At 68.6% G+C, this 19,711-nt stretch carries 14 protein-coding genes, 1 pseudogene and 1 riboswitch; of the genes and pseudogenes, 4 read left to right on the top strand and 11 right to left on the bottom strand.

The window, feature by feature from the left end; genetic code table 11:
- Window positions 1-28 precede the first annotated feature (28 nt).
- The 8 genes from CFB81_RS01725 to CFB81_RS01690 form a co-directional block, all read right to left on the bottom strand.
- The gene (locus CFB81_RS01725) at window positions 29-991 is read right to left on the bottom strand and encodes a VacJ family lipoprotein (protein WP_069619504.1); all 963 of its coding nucleotides are present in this window, start codon (window positions 989-991) and stop codon (window positions 29-31) included.
- 30 nt (window positions 992-1,021) lie between these two features.
- Window positions 1,022-1,591, bottom strand: coding sequence for an outer membrane lipid asymmetry maintenance protein MlaD (mlaD, locus tag CFB81_RS01720; RefSeq protein ID WP_089434456.1), 570 nt, complete (start codon window positions 1,589-1,591; stop codon window positions 1,022-1,024).
- 24 nt (window positions 1,592-1,615) lie between these two features.
- Window positions 1,616-2,383: a lipid asymmetry maintenance ABC transporter permease subunit MlaE gene (gene mlaE / locus CFB81_RS01715; protein ID WP_050013133.1), complete on the bottom strand. Its 768-nt coding sequence runs from the start codon at window positions 2,381-2,383 to the stop codon at window positions 1,616-1,618.
- Window positions 2,380-3,201, bottom strand: coding sequence for an ABC transporter ATP-binding protein (locus CFB81_RS01710; protein ID WP_050013134.1), 822 nt, complete (start codon window positions 3,199-3,201; stop codon window positions 2,380-2,382). Before CFB81_RS01710 ends, mlaE begins: the two co-directional genes overlap by 4 nt.
- Window positions 3,202-3,285: 84 nt before the next feature.
- A complete protein-coding gene (gene thiE, locus CFB81_RS01705) occupies window positions 3,286-4,407 on the bottom strand; it encodes a thiamine phosphate synthase (RefSeq protein WP_089434455.1) in 1,122 nt (373 codons plus the stop codon).
- On the bottom strand, window positions 4,404-5,219 hold the full coding sequence (locus CFB81_RS01700; RefSeq protein ID WP_069619428.1) for a thiazole synthase: 816 nt from the start codon (window positions 5,217-5,219) through the stop codon (window positions 4,404-4,406). The genes thiE and CFB81_RS01700 overlap by 4 nt, the downstream gene beginning before the upstream one ends.
- Window positions 5,220-5,257: 38 nt before the next feature.
- Window positions 5,258-5,455, bottom strand: coding sequence for a sulfur carrier protein ThiS (gene thiS, locus CFB81_RS01695; protein ID WP_069619427.1), 198 nt, complete (start codon window positions 5,453-5,455; stop codon window positions 5,258-5,260).
- Between the two features lie 32 nt (window positions 5,456-5,487).
- Window positions 5,488-6,624 carry an FAD-dependent oxidoreductase gene (locus CFB81_RS01690; RefSeq protein WP_089434454.1) on the bottom strand — a complete coding sequence of 379 codons (1,137 nt, stop codon included), beginning with the start codon at window positions 6,622-6,624 and terminating at the stop codon, window positions 5,488-5,490.
- 225 nt (window positions 6,625-6,849) lie between these two features.
- Window positions 6,850-6,973: riboswitch (TPP riboswitch) on the bottom strand.
- 270 nt (window positions 6,974-7,243) lie between these two features.
- Here CFB81_RS01690 and CFB81_RS01680 point away from each other — a divergent pair.
- From CFB81_RS01680 to CFB81_RS01665, 4 genes and pseudogenes are all read left to right on the top strand, one after another.
- Window positions 7,244-9,013: an ABC transporter ATP-binding protein/permease gene (locus CFB81_RS01680; RefSeq protein WP_069619425.1), complete on the top strand. Its 1,770-nt coding sequence runs from the start codon at window positions 7,244-7,246 to the stop codon at window positions 9,011-9,013.
- A pseudogene (locus tag CFB81_RS01675) lies at window positions 9,010-9,785 on the top strand (SDR family NAD(P)-dependent oxidoreductase). The gene CFB81_RS01680 and the pseudogene CFB81_RS01675 overlap by 4 nt, the downstream one beginning before the upstream one ends.
- 128 nt (window positions 9,786-9,913) lie before the next feature.
- Window positions 9,914-11,176, top strand: a complete 1,263-nt coding sequence (locus CFB81_RS01670; RefSeq protein ID WP_059640189.1) for an MFS transporter — start codon at window positions 9,914-9,916, stop codon at window positions 11,174-11,176.
- A gap of 25 nt (window positions 11,177-11,201) precedes the next feature.
- Window positions 11,202-12,485 (top strand): D-amino acid dehydrogenase, encoded by a 1,284-nt coding sequence (locus tag CFB81_RS01665; RefSeq protein WP_089434453.1) that lies wholly within the window; start codon window positions 11,202-11,204, stop codon window positions 12,483-12,485.
- 80 nt (window positions 12,486-12,565) lie between these two features.
- Here the strand turns inward: CFB81_RS01665 and thpR are convergent, their stop codons facing one another.
- The 3 genes from thpR to CFB81_RS01650 form a co-directional block, all read right to left on the bottom strand.
- Window positions 12,566-13,135: an RNA 2',3'-cyclic phosphodiesterase gene (thpR, locus tag CFB81_RS01660; RefSeq protein WP_089434452.1), complete on the bottom strand. Its 570-nt coding sequence runs from the start codon at window positions 13,133-13,135 to the stop codon at window positions 12,566-12,568.
- A 158-nt stretch (window positions 13,136-13,293) separates the two neighbouring features.
- Window positions 13,294-14,760 carry a glutamate synthase subunit beta gene (locus tag CFB81_RS01655; protein WP_089434451.1) on the bottom strand — a complete coding sequence of 489 codons (1,467 nt, stop codon included), beginning with the start codon at window positions 14,758-14,760 and terminating at the stop codon, window positions 13,294-13,296.
- An 85-nt stretch (window positions 14,761-14,845) separates the two neighbouring features.
- Window positions 14,846-19,549, bottom strand: coding sequence for a glutamate synthase-related protein (locus CFB81_RS01650; RefSeq protein ID WP_069619420.1), 4,704 nt, complete (start codon window positions 19,547-19,549; stop codon window positions 14,846-14,848).
- Window positions 19,550-19,711: the final 162 nt, after the last annotated feature.

The raw sequence follows: 19,711 nt of genomic DNA, 5'->3' as shown, positions 1-19,711 counted from the left end.
GTTTCCGGCTGTAACGAATGTAAATCCGTCAGTGCAGCCGGATGCTCGGGAACCGGAGCCCGCCCGGCGACGGCGGCGCCACCTGCATCGCCGGCACGTTCGTCTCGCTGGCCGGGTTCGGCGATTCGGCCGTGCCCGAGGCCGGCGCAGCAACCGCCGCGCCCGATGCCGGCGCCGGCGCCGCGCCGCCCACCGCTGCCGCGCCCGCCGTACCGGCCGCGCCGGCTGCCGCCGGTGCCGCGCCGTCTTCCGGCAGGTCGTACTTCGGCAGCGCATCGTTGCTCGACGTCGCGGCAGCCTCGCCGCGCGCGTTGCTGATCAGCATCTGGCGACGCTGCAGGTACGCGTTGCGCACGAACGAATACTTGTCGAGCGCCGCGGCATCCAGCACGTCGCCCGCGCCGAGCAGGTTCGAACGCGTGTTGACCAGGTTCACGCCGAACAGGCCCCAGCTCAGGCCGTCCGGCTTCACGTAGGTGAGCGGGTTGCCGACGTAGTCGACGCCGAGGCCGGCCGTGTCGCGCAGCGTGCTCGGGCCGAGCAGCGGCAGCACCAGATACGGGCCCGACGGCATCCCGTAGCGGCCCATCGTGATCCCGAAGTCGGCCGTGTGCTTCGGCAGCTTCGCGATCGTCGCGACGTCGAACAGGCCGCCGACGCCGAACACCGTGTTGATCACGACGCGCATGATGTCGCCGACGCCGTCCGCGATCCGCAACTGCACGATGTTGTTCGCCGCGATGTACACGTCACCGATGTTCGAGAAGAAGTTCGTCACGCTGTCGCGCACCGGCTGCGGCACCACGTACTGGTAGCCCTTCGCGACCGGTTTCAGCGCGTACGTGTCCACCGTGTCGTTGAACTTGTACATCGACCGGTTGAAGCCTTCGAGCGGATCGCCCTTGGTCGGCGTCTGCACGGTCGCGCAGCCGCTCAACGCGGCGACTGCCGCCATCGCCAGCGCGGCGTGCCTGATGCGGATCGTGTGCATGGTCATTCCCTCTTGTTTTCTCTCGTGTGGTTATTGGCCGGCCGAACCGGACACCGCCGACGCCGGCACCGCCACCGGTGCGGGTGCGGCAGGTGCGGCGGGCGCGCCCGATGCGCCGGCCGCCGGCTTCGCACCGCCCGCATCGGCGGCCTTGCTGTACAGGAACTGGCCGATCAGGTTCTCGAGCACGATCGCCGATTGCGTCATCGTGATCGTATCGCCCGCCTTCAGCATTTCGGTGTCGCCGCCCGGCTCGAGGCCGATATATTGCTCGCCGAGCAGGCCCGACGTCAGGATCTTCGCCGACGAATCCTTCGGGAACGGGTATTGGCCGTCGACGTCGATCGTGACGAGCGCCTGGTACGTGTTCGTGTCGAAGCCGATCGACTTCACGCGGCCGACCACGACACCCGCGCTCTTCACGGCCGCGCGCGGCTTCAGCCCGCCGATATTGTCGAATTTCATTCTCACCGAGTAGGTCGGCTGAAACGACAGCGAGCTCATGTTGCCGACCTTCAGCGCCAGGAACAGCACCGCAAGGAAGCCCACCACCACGAACAGGCCGACCCAGAAGTCGAGAGCAGTCTTTTTCATCGTCATCCCAAAATTTGGCTTGGCTGAGGCTTAGCTGAACATCAGCGCGGTCAGCAGGAAATCGAGGCCGAGTACGGCGAGCGACGCGAACACGACCGTCTTGGTGGTCGCGCGCGACACGCCTTCGGGCGTGGGCTTCGCTTCATACCCTTGAAACAGTGCAATGAAGGTCACGGCGAACCCGAACACGATGCTCTTGATCACGCCGTTGCCGACGTCGGCCCAGACCTGGACCCCGCCCTGCATCTGCGACCAGAACGCGCCCGGATCGACGCCGATCAGCACGACGCCGACGAAGTAACCGCCGAGCACGCCGACCGCATTGAAGATCGCGGCCAGGAGCGGCATCGCGATGATGCCCGCCCACATGCGCGGCGCGATCACGTTCTTGATCGGGTCGACCGCCATCATCTCGAGCGCGGTGAGCTGCTCGCCGGCCTTCATCAGGCCGATCTCGGCCGTCAGCGACGTGCCCGCGCGGCCCGCGAACAGCAGCGCGGTGACGACCGGCCCGAGCTCGCGAACGAGCGACAGCGCGACCAGCAGGCCGAGCGCCTGCTCGGAACCGTAGCGGTTCAGCGTGTAGTACCCCTGCAGGCCGAGCACGAAGCCGACGAAGAGCCCCGACACGGCGATGATCACGAACGAATAGTTGCCGAGGAAGTGGATCTGCTTCGTGACCAGCCGCGGCCGGCGCAGCAGCGGGAAGAATTCCAGCACGAGGCGCACGAACAGGCGCGTGCCGTAGCCCGCGCGCTCGAGGCCGCCGATGACGTAACGTCCGATCGCGCTGATCATGCGCGCCCTCCGCCGAGCCCGAAATCCGCCGCCAGCGGCGGGCTCGTGTAATGAAATTTGAACGGGCCGTCCGGCGCGCCGTCGATGAATTGCCGCACGCTCGGATCGGTCGACGCGCGCAGCTCGTCGGGCGTGCCCTGCGCGAGCACGCCGCCGTTGGCCAGAAAATACACGTAGTCGGCGATCGCGAACGATTCCGGCACGTCGTGCGTGACGAGGATCGACGTCGCGCCGAGCGCCTCGTTCAGCGTGCGGATCAGGTTCGCGGTGATGCCGAGCGAGATCGGATCGAGGCCGGCGAACGGCTCGTCGTACATGATGAGCTGCGGATCGAGCGCGATCGCGCGGGCGAGCGCGATGCGGCGCGCCATCCCGCCCGACACCTCGGACGGCATCAGGTCGCGCGCGCCGCGCAACCCGACCGCGTTCAGCTTCATCAGCACGAGGTCGCGGATCAGGTCTTCGGGCAGGTCGGTATGCTCGCGCAGCGCGAACGCGACGTTCTCGAACACCGACATGTCGGTGAACAACGCGCCGAACTGGAACAGCATGCCCATCTTGCGGCGCAGCGCATACAGGCCGTCGCGCGTTTGCGCGCCGACGTCGGCGCCGTCGAACAGCACCTGGCCGCGGTTCGCGCGCACGAGGCCGCCGATCAGGCGCAGCACGGTGGTCTTGCCGCAACCCGAGCCGCCCATGACCGCGACGACCTGCCCGCGCCCGAAGCGCAGGTTCAGGTTGGACAGGACGAGGCGGTCGCCGTAGCCGAAGTCGACGTCGCGAAGTTCCAGCAGGGTCTCGGTAGGAGTGGGGCTCACGGAGCTGACAGTCCTTTTACGCAGAACGCCGAATTATAGGGCCTGCATTGGAATGATGTCGTGACGCCGTTCCGGGCCCTGCGGTCAATGATTGTCAAATTGTCGGGCAAAGCACTGCTGCAGCGCAACAAGCGCCGCCCGATAGTCGTCCGCGCCCGTGACCGCGCTGACCACCGCGACGCTGCCGACGCCCGTCGCCAGCACCGCCGGCAGCGTGTCGAGCGCGACCCCGCCGATCGCGACGAGCGGCGCGCTCGCGCCGGCGAAGCGCGCGTAGCGGGCAATCCGGGCGAGGCCCTGCGGCGGTGCGGCGACGGCCTTGGTGGCGGTCGCGTACACGGGGCCGAGCGCGAGATAGCTCGGCCGCTCATGCAGCGCCCGCAACATCTCGTAATAACCGTGGCTCGAAAGTCCGAGCCGCAGGCCCGCGCGCGCGATCGCGGCCAGATCGGCCGTTTGGAGGTCCTCCTGGCCGAGATGCACGCCGTACGCCCCTTCTTCTGCAGCGATTTGCCAGTGATCGTTGATGAACACGCGCGCATCGGGGTAGCGGCGCCCTGCCGCGACCGCTCGCGCGATTTCCCGGCGCAGCGCGTCCGGCGTCGCATCCTTCACGCGCAGCTGCACGGTTCGCGCGCCGCCGTCGAGCACGCGCTCGACCCATTCGGCGCTCGGCACGACCGGATAGAGGCCGAGCCGCGCGGGGCACGGCGCGAACGCCGGTTCCGGCGCAGGCGGCAGCCCGGCGACGCGCGGGAACCGCGCGGCATCGACCGGCCACGCGTCGGCGGCGCGCGTCTCGTCGCCGTCGCGCCACGCCAGCGCGAGCACCAGCGCGTCGACCGGTGCGAAGCCGCAATCGAGGAACGCGGCGAGCGCCGCGATCCAGTCGTCCGCGAGCGGATGCGCGGCGTCGAGCGCGTAGCGCACGCCGGCCGCGTGCAGCACGGCGCCCTGCTCGTCGAATTCGATCGCGACCGCCGGCGACGCAGGCCGCGACACGGCGGACGCGCGCGCCTGCGCGGCACGGTCGCCGGCCGACACGATCAGCACGTCGCCATCGGCGGGCACGTCGGGCGCCGCCACGCAGAGCCGCCACGGCGCCGCGCCGTCCGGCCAATCGCCGAGCCGCGCGCGAATTCGCTCGGCCGCTTCGGCCAGCTCGTCGGCCGGCGGCCAGAACGCATCGACGAAGCGCGCGCTCATGCGCCGCCCCCATCCTGGTGCCAGAACGGCATCCCGACGACCGGCGTGCTCGCGTGCGCGGTTTCGCGGGCATCCATCGGGCCGGCGAGATACGCGGCGCGACCGGCCTCGACGCCCTGCGCGAACGCGCGCGCCATGATCTCCGGGTGCGTGGCCTGCGACACGGCCGTGTTCAGCAGCACGCCGTCGAAGCCCCACTCCATCACCTGGCACGCGTGCGACGGCACGCCGAGCCCCGCGTCGACGATCAGCGGCACGTCCGGCAGCCGTTCGCGCAGCACGCGCAGCCCGTACGGGTTCACGACGCCCTTGCCGGTGCCGATCGGCGCGCCCCACGGCATCAGCGCCTCGCAGCCGACGTCGAGCAGGCGCCGGCCGATCACGAGATCCTCGGTGCAGTACGGCAGCACCTTGAAGCCGTCCTTGACCAGTTGCGCGGCGGCTTCGATCAGCCCGACCGGGTCGGGCTGCAGCGTGTAGTCGTCGCCGATCAGTTCGAGCTTGATCCAGTCGGTATCGAAGACCTCGCGCGCCATGTGCGCGGTCGTCACGGCTTCGGCGACGGTCTGACAGCCGGCCGTGTTCGGCAGCAGCGGCACCGCGTGGCGCTTGAGCAGGTCGAAGAAGCCGGCTTCGGCCGTGCCGCCCGTCATCTGGCGGCGCAGCGCGACCGTCACCATCCCGGGACGCGACGCGGCGATCGAATCGGACAGCGACTGCAGCGACGGATAACGCGACGTGCCGAGCAGCACGCGGCTTGCGAAGGTGACGCCGTACAGCGTCAGCGCGTCGGCGGAGGGGTGGGACGTCATGTCGTTTTCCTGGAAGAGCGGGGACGAACCGGCGGCGCTCAGCCGCCCGCGACGGGGTGCACGACGTCGAGCCTGTCGCCCGCCGCGAGCGCGCGCGCCGCATGCTGCGTGCGCGCGACGAAGTTGCCGTTCAGCGCCACCGCGTACGGCGGACGCGCGCCGTACGCGGCAAGCGCGTCGGCCACCGTCGCGCCGTCGGGCAACGTCAGGGTGTGTTGATTGATCTGGATATCCATGAGGCTGGGTCGGATTCGGTCGGCGGCGCGCGTCAGGCCGGCTGGCGCGCGTCGTTGCGGTGATGAAGCAGCGTCGGCCAACGGGCGGCGTCGCGCCACGCGGCGAACGCGTCGGGACTGCCGAGCGCGCCGCCGAGCGCGGCCTGCGCGAACGCGACGGCCGCGTGCGCGACTTCCGGCGCGATCATGAAGCCGTGCCGGTACAGGCCGTTGACGGCGAGCGTCGACGCGCCGTCCCAGATCACCGCCGGGCGATGATCGGGCAGCGTCGGCCGGCACTGCGCGTTGAGTTCGAGGATGCGCGCCTCGCCGAACGCCGGATGCACGGAGAATGCCGCGCTCAGCAGTTCGAGCGCGGAGCGCACGCTGACGGGCGACATGTCCTCGCCCTCCACCTCGGTCGCGCCGATCACGTAGAGATCGTCCTGCTTCGGCGCGACGTACAGCGGATAGCGCGGATGCAGCAGCCGCACGGGCCGGGTGAGCCCGATGCCGGGCGCGTGCACGCGCGCGACTTCGCCGCGGATGCCGCGCAGCGCGGGCAGCGCGGGTTTCGCGCCAAGCCCGCGGCAATCGATCGTGAAATGCGCGGCGGGCAGGTTCGCGTCGTCGACCGGCGCGTGCCAGTGCAGCGCGACGCCGCGTTCGGCGAGGCCCGCCGCGAGCGCGCGCAGCGCCTGGCGATTGTCGAGCTGCCCTTCGCGCGGCAGCATCAGCCCGCGCGCGAAGCGGCCCGCGAGCGCGGGTTCGGCTGCGTCGACCTGTGCGCCGGCGAGCGTCACGAAGCCGCCGTCGAACAGTGCGGCCGGCGCGTTCGCGCGCACGCGCCGCTCGAACAATGGCGCCTCCGCGCGGTCCGCGTGATGCCAGACGACGAGCGTGCCGTGCTGTTGGAAGAAGACGGGTTCGGGCAGTTCCGCGAGCCACTGCGGCCAGCGCGCGAGGGAAGCTGCTCCGAGCTCGGTGATCAGCAGTTCCGCGCTCGCCGCTTCCGCGAGCGGCGCAAGCATCGCGGCCGCGATCCACGCGGCCGACTGCTCGCCGTCCGGGCCGCCGCGCTCGTGGAGCGCGACGCTATGCCCGTCGCCGGCGAGGCGCCACGCGATCAGGCGGCCGACGAGACCGCCGCCGAGCACCGCGAAATCGGGCCGTGCATCCCGGACGTTCATCGCACGCCCTCCGCGCGCTCACGCGCGACGAACGCCGACGCGCACGCGCCGCCGCATGCGAACACACGCGGCATCGGGCCGGGGACCCTGCAAAAGACTGAAGATTGTGCGGCCATCATTCCTTCCGTAACGCGCAATGCGCGTACCCAAAAGGACGAAACCGGCAGCAAAGGCCGGCCGGGCGGGACTCGGGCGCTGACCATGTGGGATGGCGGCCAGCGCGGCCCGGCGGGATCAGAAACTTCCCTCGCCGGTATTACCCGGATCGGGTGCGAAGGGTCTTTCTCAGCCTCGCCGCGCTGCCCGGAACATCCGCCGGCCGCGCCACGAAGCACCCCTGTTTCGTCGTCGGCCATTAGACCATAAAAGCGGAAAGCGCCGCAAACTGTCCCCCTTGCGGCAAATTCGCCGGCGCGCCGCGCCGCTCTGGCACAATGCCCGCAGGCCGGCCGCGCGAGCGGCCGGTTGCCGCGTCACCGCCGGTCTTTAAGTGCCGTTTAAGCCGCACGGGCGACCATCCGGACGCCCGCCGTCAGTCGGCGCCGCGCCCCGGCATGCCGTATCGCGGCGCGCGCCCGGTTTCGCCCGGCCCGCGCGCCGGCTCATCATCAGGAAGCACATGACCCAATCGATCGATCCCGTCCGCTCCGCCTCCGACGCGCCGCAGGACGAGCGCCCGGTATCCGCATGGAGCCTCATCAAGCCCTACTGGGTATCGTCCGAATGGAAAATCGCGTGGGGCCTGCTGGTCACGATCATCGCGATCAACCTCTGCGTGGTCTGGATCAACGTCCGGCTGAACAAATGGAACGCGCAGTTCTACAACGCGCTGCAGTCGAAGGACGTCCACGACTTCCCGAACCTGCTGATGCAGTTCTCCGCGCTCGCCTTCGCATTCATCATCCTCGCCGTGTACGGCCGCTACCTGCGGCAGATGCTCGGCTTCCGCTGGCGCCAGTGGCTCACCGACCGCTTCCTCGGCCAGTGGCTCGGCGATCGCGCGTTCTACCGGATCGAGCGTGACCGCCTCGCGGACAACCCCGACCAGCGGATCACCGACGACCTCCAGTCGTTCGCGACCACGACGCTCGCGCTGTCGCTCGACCTGCTGTCGACGGTCGTCACGCTCGTGTCGTTCATCACGATCCTGTGGTCACTCGCCGGCGCGCTGACGTTCACGCTCGGCGCGACGCCGATCGCGATTCCCGGCTACATGGTGTGGGCGGCCGCGCTGTACGCGGTAGTCGGCTCGCTGATCATCCAGAAGGTCGGCCATCCGCTCGTGTCGATCAACTACCAGCAGCAGCGCGTCGAGGCCGACTTCCGCTTCGGGCTGATCCGCGTGCGCGAGAACGCCGAGCAGATCGCGTTCTACGACGGCGAGAAGACCGAGACCGGCAACGCGCAGACCCTCTTCATGCGCATCCGCGACAACTGGTGGCGCGTGATGAAGTACACGAAGCGGCTCACGTTCGTGCTGAGCTTCTACGGGCAGATCGCGATCATCTTCCCGCTCGTCGTGGCCGCGCCGCGCTACTTTGCCGGTGCGTTCTCGTTCGGCGTACTGATGCAGATCTCGTCCGCGTTCGGCACCGTCAGCGATTCGTTCTCGTGGTTCATCAACAGCTACTCGACCCTCGTCGAATGGCGCGCCACCGTCAACCGTCTGCGCGAATTCAAGCGCGTGATGGGCACGTCGCACCTGAAGGAAAGCCTGTCGCCCGCGACCGAGCACGGCGGCATCAACCTGCATTACGTCGACGCCGCGAAGCTGTCCACGTCGTCGCTGAAGCTCGCGCTGCCGAACGGCAACGCGCTCGCGAACATCGGCGACCTCACGATCGAGCCCGGCTCGCGCTGGCTCGTGACCGGCAAGTCGGGTTCCGGCAAGAGCACGTTCATGCGCGCGCTCGCGGGCCTGTGGCCGTTCGGCGACGGCGCGATCGACGCGCCGGTCGGCGCACGGATGATGTTCGTGCCGCAAACCAGCTACTTGCCGATCGGCACGCTGAAGGCCGCGCTCACCTATCCGGCGACGCCCGACGCGTTCAGCGACGAAGCGTGCCGCGATGCGCTGCGCGCGTGCCGCCTCGAGGATTACGTCGAGCGCCTCGACGAAACCGCGCACTGGACCCGCGTGCTGTCGCCGGGCGAGCAGCAGCGCCTGGCCGGCGCGCGCGTGCTGCTGCACAAGCCCGACTTCCTGTTCCTCGACGAAGCGACCAGCGCGCTCGACGCCGACAACGAAGCGCGTCTCTATCACCTGTTCGCCGAGCGGCTGCCGAAGGCCGCGATCGTCAGCATCGCGCACCGCGAGTCGCTGGCCGCGTTCCACGTCGGCACGATCAATGTCGAGCGCGTGAACGACGACGACAAGGTCGCCGCGTGAGCCCACGCGCCGCGCACCTCGCACGGATCGCGCTGATCACCGGCGCAGGTGCGGGGATCGGCGCGGCGCTCGCGCGGCGGCTCGCGGCACCCGGCGTCGCGCTGGCGCTGCATGCGCGCGGCGCGGACGATGCGGCACACGCGCGGCTCGCCGACGTCGCACAAGCGTGCACGGCGGCCGGCGCGGAATGCCTGACGCTGACCGGCGATCTCGGCGAGCCGGGTATTGCGGCCGCGCTCGTCGATGCCGTCGCCGCCCGCTTCGGCGGGCTCGACCAGCTCGTCGCAAACGCCGGCTTCGCCGCGCGGCAATCCTTTTCCGATCTCTCCGTGGATGCACTCGCATCCGCGTTCGCGGCGATGCCGGTGCGTTCTCCGCGCTCGCGGGCCGCGCGCGGCCGCTGCTCGAAGCGTCGGCAGCACCACGAATCGTCGCGGTCAGTTCGTTCGTCGCGCACCGCTACCGCGCCGATGCGCCATTCGCGGCGACCGCCGCCGCGAAGGCCGCGCTCGAATCGCTGGTGCGTACCGCAGCCGCCGAATTCGCCGCGCACGGCATCACCGTCAACGCGGTCGCGCCGGGCTTCACGCGCAAGGACCACGGGCCGAGTGCCGGCAACGCCGCCGCGTGGGCGCAGGCCGAACAGGCGACGCCGCTCGGCCGCATCGCCGAACCCGACGACGTCGCCGCACTGATCGCGTTCCTGCTGTCGGACGCGGCGCGGCAAATCACCGGCCAGGTCATCCACGTCGACGGCGGCCTGACGCTCTGACGCGTCTTTCCGCCAGCCAGCTTTCCCGCACGACCCTGCATCCGCCTTTTTGGCGCGCCGAATCGCGCCCGTAAAATAACCGCGACGCGGCAGCGCCGGACGAGACAAGACGAGAGAGGGCGGCAAGCATGCAGGCATTCCAGTGGTTCAACGAATTGTCGACGCGCGAGCGCCGGACGCTGTACGCCGGTTTCGGCGGCTATGCGGTCGATGCGTTCGACTTCATGATCTATTCGTTCCTGATTCCGACGCTGATCGCCACCTGGGGCATGACGAAGAGCGAGGCCGGGATGATCGCGACCAGTTCGCTGATCTCGTCGGCGATCGGCGGCTGGGTCGCCGGCATCCTCGCCGACCGCTACGGCCGCGTGCGCGTGCTGCAGTGGACGATCGCGACGTTCGCGCTGTTCACGTGCCTGTCCGGCTTCACGCATTCGTTCTGGCAGTTGCTCGCAACGCGCACGCTGCAAGGTTTCGGCTTCGGCGGCGAATGGTCGGTCGTGACGATCATGATGGCCGAGACGATCCGCTCGCCCGAGCATCGCGCGAAGGCCGTCGGCACCGTGCAGAGCAGCTGGTCGTTCGGCTGGGGCGCGGCCGCGATCCTCTACTGGGCGTTCTTCGCGCTGCTGCCCGAGCAGGTCGCGTGGCGCGCGTGCTTCTGGATCGGCATCGTGCCCGCGCTGTGGATCCTGTACATCCGCCGCAACGTCAGCGATCCCGATATTTATACGGCCACGCGCCGCGCGCGCGACGAAGGCCGCGTGTCGGGCCACTTCCTCGAGATCTTCTCGCCGCCGCACCTGCGCGCGACGCTGTTCGGCAGCGCGCTGTGCACCGGCATGCTCGGCGGCTACTACGCGATCACGACGTGGCTGCCCACCTATCTCAAAACCGTGCGCCACCTGTCGGTGTTCAACACGAGCGGCTATCTGGTCGTGCTGATCGTCGGCTCGTTCGTCGGCTACGTGGTCGGCGCGATCCTGTCCGACCGGCTCGGCCGCCGCGCGTCGTTCATCCTGTTCGCGATCGGCTCGTTCTCGCTCGGCATGGCGTACACGATGCTGCCGATCACCGATACCGCGATGCTGCTGCTCGGCTTTCCGCTCGGCATCGTCGTGCAAGGCATCTTCGCGGGCGTCGGCGCGTATCTGTCGGAACTGTATCCGGGCGCGATCCGCGGCTCGGGCCAGGGCTTCTGCTACAACCTCGGCCGCGGGCTCGGCTCGTTCTTTCCGATCCTCGTCGGCGCGCTGTCGCAATCGATGTCGCTTGTGAAAGCGATCGGCCTCGTCGCGGGCGGCGGCTACCTGCTCGTGATCGTCGCGGCGCTCGTGCTGCCGGAAACGCGCGGCAAGTCGCTCGCCGACGATCCGGCCGTCGCGTCGTGAGCCACCGTTTCATTCCGGACACCGCATGCACGTGATCGTTCTCGGCGCCGGCGTGATCGGCGTCACCACCGCGTGGCACCTGCGCGAAGCAGGCTGCGACGTCACCGTGATCGAACGCGAGGCCGACGTCGCGCAAGCGACGAGCCTCGGCAACGCGGGCGTGATCGCGCCCGGCTACGTGACGCCGTGGGCCGCGCCCGGGATGCCCGGCAAGATCCTCAGGTACCTGTTCAAGCCCGCGTCGCCGCTGATCTTCCGGCCGACGCTCGATGCCGCCCAGTGGCGCTGGATCGCGCGCTGGCTGCGCGAATGCGAATTCGGGCGGTTCCGCGTGAACAAGCAGCGGATGCAGCGCATCGCGTATTACAGCCGCGCGTGCCTGCATGCGTTTCGCGAGCGCTATCCATTCGACTACGGCGCGAGCCGCGGTTACCTGCAACTGCTGCGCGGCGCGTTCGACGTCGAGATGGCGCAGCCCGCGCTGAAGGTGCTGCGCGATGCCGGCATCGCGTTCCGCGAACTGGACGCGGCCGGCTGTACCGCGATCGAGCCGGGCCTGCGCTGGGCACGGCAGGCCCCCGTCGGCGGCATCTACCTGCCCGACGACGAAGCCGGCGACTGCGCGCGCTTCACCCGCGAACTGCGGGCGCTGTGCGAAGCGAACGGCGTGACGTTCCGATTCCGCACCGCGATTCGAGCGCTGGATGTCGCAGGCGGCAAGGTGCGCGGCGTGCGAATCGACTCGCTCGAAGCAGGCACGGCCATTCAACGCGATGCACTGCTCGCCGCGGACGCGATCGTCGTCGCGCTCGGCGCCGACAGCGCCGGCCTGCTGCGACCGCACGGCATCGACGTGCCGCTGTATCCGGTGAAGGGCTACTCGGCCACGCTCATGGTCGTCGACGACGAAAAGGCGCCGTGCGCCGCGCTGATGGATGAATCGCTGAAGACCGCGATCACGCGCTTCGGCCCAACGCTGCGCGTCGCGGGCACCGCGGAGCTCGGCAACCGCCACGCAACGCTGCGGCAGCAGGCGCTCGACACGCTGATGAAGGTGCTCGACGACTGGTTCCCGCATGCGGCCGACCGCGCATCGGCGCGTTTCTGGGTCGGCCGGCGGCCGATGACGCCCGACGGGCCGCCGCTGCTTGGCCCGAGCGGGATCGACGGCCTCTGGCTCAACGTCGGCCACGGCTCGACGGGCTGGGCGATGTCGATGGGATCGGGAAAGGTGGTCGCGGATCTCGTCACCGGGCGCGCACCGGAGATCGATCTGTCCGGGCTGACGCTCGCGCGCTACGACCGGTAGTGCGGCCGGCGGGGTAGTACCGTCGATGCGATCGATGCGCGGCCGCGACCGGTATGGCGCGCGGCCGTCCGCGCGTGTCGCTACCGCGGCGTCCACCGGCCTTCGGCCGCGGCGATCGGCGCCGACACGATCGGCCGATGCGACACGCCCGCCTGCGACAGCCGGCTTTCGAACAGCGTCAGCGCTTCGACGCGCACCTCGACGGGCCGCCCCGGCGCGCCGCCGTGCGCGGGCTGGCCGACCGCATCGCGCGGCAGCCGCGCGAGCGTCACGTGCGGCCGGAACGGCCGCCGGTCGGTCGGCACGCCGAGTTCCCGCAGCAACGCCACCAGCCCGGCATTCAGCGCGACGCACGCGGCATCGGCCGCGAGTTCCGCGACGATCAGCCGCGCGCGCGGCAGGCTCGGCCACCACGCGATCCGCTCGACCGGCAACGGCGGCAGCGCATGCGCGGCCGCGAGCGCGGGCAGATGCGCGGCCAGTGCGTCGCACCGCTCCCGCTCGATTGCGCCGATGAACGCGAGCGTCATGTGCAGTTGCGCGGGTAGCGTGCGCCGCGCGCCACGCGTGACGGGCAACGCGTGCAGCGCGTCGCGCGACGCCGCATCGGGCATCAGCGCGACGAACGCACGAAGCCGGTCGCCGTTCATTCCAGAGTCCCTGTCAATGAAATCCCTGATGTGATCAGATTAGGCGACGCCTGGCGGAAATGATGGGGCTGCGCCAGCACGCAGCCGCCCGGGCACAAAAAAACCGGGCGCCCTCTCGGACGCCCGGCGGTCATCGAAACCCGCTCGCGCGATTCGGCTCAGCGCGGCAGTTCCGAATGCCCCATCAGGTACGCATCGACCGAGCGCGCGCACTGGCGGCCTTCGCGGATCGCCCACACCACGAGCGACTGGCCGCGGCGCATGTCGCCTGCCGCGAACACCTTGTCGACCGACGTGTAGTACGAACGATCGCCTTCGGTCGCCGCGCGCGCATTGCCGCGCGCATCCTTCGCGACGCCGAACGCGTCGAGCACCGGCGCGGCCGGCTGCGTGAAGCCCATCGCGAGCAGCACGAGATCGGCCTTCATCTCGAACTCGGAACCCGGCACTTCCTGCATCTTGCCGTCCTTCCACTCGACGCGCACCGCGATCAGCTTCTCGACCTTGCCGTTCTTGCCTTCGAGACGCTTCGTCGCGACCGCCCAGTCACGCTCGCAGCCTTCCTCGTGCGACGACGACGTGCGCAGCTTGATCGGCCAGTACGGCCACACGAGCGGCTTGTTTTCCTCTTCCGGCGGCTGCGGCAGCAGCTCGAACTGCGTGACCTGCTTCGCGCCGTGACGGTTCGACGTGCCGACGCAGTCCGACCCCGTATCGCCGCCGCCGATCACGATCACGTGCTTGCCCTTCGCGAGCAGCTGGTCGGTCAGCTTGTCGCCCGCGTTCACGCGGTTCTGCTGCGGCAGGAAGTCCATCGCGAAGTGAACGCCCGCGAGTTCGCGGCCCGGCACCGGCAGGTCGCGCGGCGTTTCCGAACCGCCGGCGATCACGACCGCGTCGAATTCTTCCTTCAGCGTATCCGGCGAAATGGTTTCCTTCGCGAGGCTGCCGATCGACTCGGGCAACGGATCGTTGCCGATGAACACGCTGGTGCGGAACGTCACGCCTTCCGCTTCCATCTGGCGCATGCGGCGGTCGATCAGCCACTTCTCGAGCTTGAAGTCGGGAATGCCGTAACGCAGCAGGCCGCCAATGCGATCGTTCTTCTCGAACACCGTCACGTCGTGACCGGCGCGCGCGAGCTGCTGCGCGGCGGCCAGGCCCGCGGGGCCCGAACCGACGACCGCAACCTTCTTGCCGGTCTTGTGCTCGGCCGGCAGCGGCTTCACCCAGCCTTCGCCCCAAGCCTTGTCGATGATCGCGTGCTCGATCGACTTGATGCCGACCGGGTCGTCGTTGATCCCGAGCGTGCACGCCGCCTCGCACGGCGCCGGGCAGATGCGGCCCGTGAACTCGGGGAAGTTGTTGGTCGAGTGCAGGACTTCGATCGCCTGCTGCCAGTCCTGGCGGTAAACGAGATCGTTGAAGTCCGGGATGATGTTGTTGACCGGGCAGCCGTTGTTACAGAACGGGATGCCGCAATCCATGCAGCGCGCGCCCTGGACCTTCGCGTCCGCGTCGGTCAGCGCCGCGACGAATTCCTTGTAGTGCTTCACGCGCGTGAGCGGTGCTTCGTACGCCTCGTGGCGGCGTTCGAACTCCAGAAAACCGGTTGCCTTGCCCATAAGGTGCTCTTCTGTTCGGTGTATCGGGTGGGGGAGCCGCGCGCGGCCGTCAGGCGCGCGCGGCATTCGCTATGTCGTTCGTCGCTCAGGCGGCCAGCACTTCCTTCGCCGCCTTCTTCGCACCGATCTCGCCCAGCGCGCGCTTGTATTCGTGCGGGAACACCTTCACGAACTGGCGGCGCGCCGCGTCCCAGTTTTCCAGCAGCGACTTCGCGCGCGGCGAACCCGTGAACTGGAAATGACGCTCGACGAGCCCCTTGAGCAGCGCTTCGTCCGTCGTGCCTTCGTGCCAGAGCGCGCGGTCGACCGTGCGCTCCTGCTCGGCCTGCTGCAGCACCGGCTCGAGCGCGACCATCGACTTGTTGCACTTGGCCGCGAACGCGCCTTCCGGATCGTAGATGTACGCGAGGCCGCCCGACATGCCGGCCGCGAAGTTGCGCCCGGTCTCGCCGAGCACGACGACCGTGCCGCCCGTCATGTATTCGCAGCCGTGGTCGCCCGTGCCTTCGACGACCGCCGTCGCGCCCGAGTTGCGCACGCAGAAACGCTCGCCAGCCACGCCGCGGAAGAAGGCTTCGCCTTCGATCGCGCCGTACATCACCGTGTTGCCGCAGATGATGTTTTCCTCGGACTTGCCGCGGAAGTCGTTGGTCGGGCGGATGATGATCCGGCCGCCCGACAGGCCCTTGCCGACGTAGTCGTTGCCGTCGCCGACGAGGTCGAGCGTCACGCCCTTCGCGAGGAACGCACCGAAACTCTGCCCGGCGGTGCCCTTCAGCTGGATGTGCACCGCGTCGTCGGCGAGACCGTCGTGGCCGTGCTTCTTCGCGATCACGCCCGACAGCATCGCGCCGACGGTGCGGTTCACGTTGCGCACCGGCTGGATGAACGACACATGCTCGCCGTTCTCGATCGCGGCCTTCGCCTTCTCGATCAGCACGTGGTCGAGCGCGCGCTCGAGGCCGTGATCCTGCACGTCGACGTGACGGCGCGCGACGTCCTCGCACTCTTCCGGCTGGTAAAACACGCGCGAGAAGTCGAGGCCCTTCGCCTTCCAGTGCTCGATGCCCTTGCGCGTGTCGAGCAGATCGGCGCGGCCGATCAGGTCGTCGAACTTCGCGATGCCGAGCTGCGCCATGATCTCGCGCACTTCCTCGGCGACGAAGAAGAAGTAGTTCACGACGTGCTCGGGCTGGCCCTTGAACTTCGCACGCAGCACCGGATCCTGCGTCGCGACGCCGACCGGGCACGTGTTCAGGTGGCACTTGCGCATCATGATGCAGCCTTCGACGACGAGCGGCGCCGTCGCGAAGCCGAATTCGTCCGCGCCGAGCAGCGCGCCGATCACGACGTCGCGGCCCGTCTTCATCTGGCCGTCGGCCTGCACGCGGATGCGGCCGCGCAGGCGGTTCAGCACCAGCGTCTGCTGCGTTTCGGCGAGGCCGAGCTCCCACGGCGTGCCCGCGTGCTTGACCGACGACAGCGGCGACGCGCCCGTGCCGCCGTCATGGCCGGCGATCACCACGTGATCGGCCTTCGCCTTCGCGACACCGGCCGCGACCGTGCCCACGCCAACTTCCGACACGAGCTTCACGGAGATGCTCGCGCTCGGGTTCACGTTCTTCAGGTCGTGGATCAGTTGCGCCAGATCCTCGATCGAGTAGATGTCGTGGTGCGGCGGCGGCGAGATCAGGCCGACGCCCGGCACCGAGTAACGCAGCTTGCCGATGTATTCCGACACCTTGTGGCCCGGCAGCTGGCCGCCTTCGCCCGGCTTCGCGCCCTGCGCCATCTTGATCTGGATCTGGTCGGCCGATGCCAGGTACTCGGCGGTGACGCCGAAGCGGCCCGACGCGACCTGCTTGATCTTCGAGCGCAGCGAATCGCCGTCCTTCAGCGGAATGTCGCTGACGATCTCGTCGCCGATCACCGACTTCAGCGTCTCGCCCGACTTGATCGGAATGCCGCGCAGTTCGTTGCGGTAGCGCTTCTGGTCCTCGCCGCCTTCACCGGTGTTCGACTTGCCGCCGATCCGGTTCATCGCGACCGCGAGCGTCGCGTGCGCTTCGGTGCTGATCGAACCGAGCGACATCGCGCCCGTCGCGAAGCGCTTGACGATCTCCTTCGCCGGCTCGACGTCGTCGATCGGGATCGCCTTGGTCGGCTCGACCTTGAACTCGAACAGGCCGCGGAACGTCATGTGACGCTTGGTCTGGTCGTTGATCAGGTGCGCGTATTCCTTGTACGTCTGGTACGAGTTGCTGCGCGTCGCGTGCTGCAGCTTCGCGATCGAATCCGGCGTCCACATGTGGTCTTCGCCGCGCACGCGGTACGCGTACTCGCCGCCCGCGTCGAGCATGTCGCGCAGGACCGGGCTGTCGCCGAACGCATCGCGGTGCAGGCGGATCGCCTCTTCCGCGACTTCGAACAGGCCGATGCCGCCGACCTTCGACGCCGTGCCCTTGAAGTACTTCTCGACGAGGTCGCTCGACAGGCCGAGCGCTTCGAAGATCTGCGCGCCCGTGTACGACATGTACGTCGAGATGCCCATCTTCGACATCACCTTCTGCAGGCCCTTGCCGACCGCCTTCGTGAAGTTGTAGACGGCCTTCTCCGGCGACAGGTCGCCCGGCAGGCCTTCGGCCATCTTCGCGAGCGTTTCCATCGCGAGGTACGGGTGCACGGCTTCCGCGCCGTAGCCCGCGAGCAGCGCGAAGTGGTGCGTTTCGCGCGCGGAGCCCGTCTCGACGACGAGGCCCGTGCTCGTGCGCAGCCCTTGCTGGACGAGGTGCGTGTGGATCGCCGACGTGGCGAGCAGCGCGGGAATCGCGACGTGCTCCGCGTCCGTCTTGCGGTCCGACACGATCAGCATGTTGTAGCCCGACTTGACCGCGTCGACGGCTTCCGCGCACAGCGACGCGAGGCGCGCCTCGATGCCTTCCTTGCCCCAGGCGACCGGATAGCAGATGTTCAGTTCGTACGCGCTGAACTTGCCGCCCGTGTACTGGTCGATCGCGCGGATCTTCGCGATGTCCTTGAAGTCGAGCACCGGCTGCGACACTTCGAGACGCATCGGCGGGTTGATGTTGTTCGTGTCGAGCAGGTTCGGCTTCGGGCCGATGAACGACACGAGCGACATCACCATGTTCTCGCGGATCGGGTCGATCGGCGGGTTCGTGACCTGCGCGAACAGCTGCTTGAAGTAGTGATAGAGCGTCTTGTTCTTGTTCGACATCACCGCGAGCGGCGAGTCGTTGCCCATCGAACCGACGGCCTCTTCGCCCTGCTGCGCCATCGGCGCCATCAGGAACTTCAGGTCTTCCTGCGTATAGCCGAACGCCTGCTGGCGGTCGAGCAGCGCGGCGCCCTGCGTGCGGCCGGCCGCGACGTCCTCGGCCTTCGGCTCGATCTCGTCGAGCTTGATGCGCACCGCGTCGATCCAGCTCTTGTACGGCTTCGCGTTCGCGAGGTTGTCCTTCAGTTCCTTGTCGTCGATGATGCGGCCGTGCTCCATGTCGATCAGGAACATCTTGCCCGGCTGCAGGCGCCACTTCTTGACGATCTTCGATTCGGGGATCGGCAGCGTGCCGGCTTCCGACGCCATGATGACGAGGTCGTCGTCGGTCACGATGTAGCGCGCCGGGCGCAGGCCGTTACGGTCGAGCGTCGCGCCGATCTGGCGGCCGTCGGTGAACGCGATCGCGGCCGGGCCGTCCCACGGCTCCATCATCGCGGCGTGGTATTCGTAGAACGCGCGGCGGTTCTCGTCCATCAGCGTGTGCTGTTCCCACGCTTCCGGGATCATCATCATCACCGCGTGCACGAGCGGATAGCCGGCCATCACCAGCAGTTCGAGACAGTTGTCGAACGATGCGGTATCCGACTGGCCCGGATAGATCAGCGGCCACAGCTTCGGCAGGTCGTCGGCGAGCACGTGCGACGCGATCGCGCCGGTACGCGCGTTCAGCCAGTTCACGTTGCCCTTCACGGTGTTGATCTCGCCGTTGTGCGCGATCATCCGGTACGGGTGAGCCAGCTCCCATGCCGGGAACGTGTTGGTCGAGAAGCGCTGGTGCACGAGCGCGAGCGCCGACACGACGCGCGGGTCCTGCAGGTCGCGGTAGTACACGCCGACCTGGCCGGCCAGCAGCAGCCCCTTGTAGACGACCGTGCGCGCCGACATCGACGGCACGAAGTATTCCTTGCCGTGCTTGAGCTTCAGCGCCTGGATGCGGTGGCTCGCCGTCTTGCGGATCACGTACAGCTTCCGCTCGAGCGCGTCCGTCACCATGATGTCCTTGCCGCGGCCGATGAAGATCTGGCGGATCAGCGGCTCGCTCGCCTTGACCGTCGGCGAGATCGGCATCGCATGGTCGACCGGCACGTCGCGCCAGCCGAGCACGACCTGGCCTTCGGCCTTCACCGTACGCTCGAGCTCCTGCTCGCATGCGAGACGCGACGCGTTCTCCTTCGGCAGGAAGATCATCCCGACCCCGTATTCGCCGGCCGGCGGCAGGTCCACGCCCTGCTTCGCCATTTCCTCGCGATAGAACGCGTCCGGAATCTGGATCAGGATGCCCGCGCCGTCGCCCATCAGCGGATCGGCGCCCACCGCGCCGCGGTGGTCGAGATTCTCGAGAATCTTCAGACCCTGCTGAATGATCTCGTGACTCTTCTTGCCCTTGATGTGAGCGACGAAGCCGACGCCGCAGGCGTCGTGTTCGTTTTGCGGGTCGTACAGACCTTGTGCGGCGGGCACCGCGGCGAGCGGCTGCTGGTGGTCGTTCATGGGGACACCGTCGTAAAGGGGGCCTGGAGGCCGTTGAACCGTTTTCTTGTTGCCATCGATCCCGCTCCCGGCGGGAGACGGCGCGGCCGACCGTGGTTGGGCAAGCTTCGCCCGGGCCACCGGAATTCGGAATATACGCGACGAATCAAGGGAATAGCAACA

The organism is Burkholderia sp. AU28863 (assembly GCF_002223195.1).
In the GTDB taxonomy this organism is placed as follows: Bacteria; Pseudomonadota; Gammaproteobacteria; order Burkholderiales; family Burkholderiaceae; genus Burkholderia; species Burkholderia sola.
The sequence above is the reverse complement of the archived record's forward strand: the minus strand, read 5'-3'. Positions and strand labels throughout refer to the sequence as shown.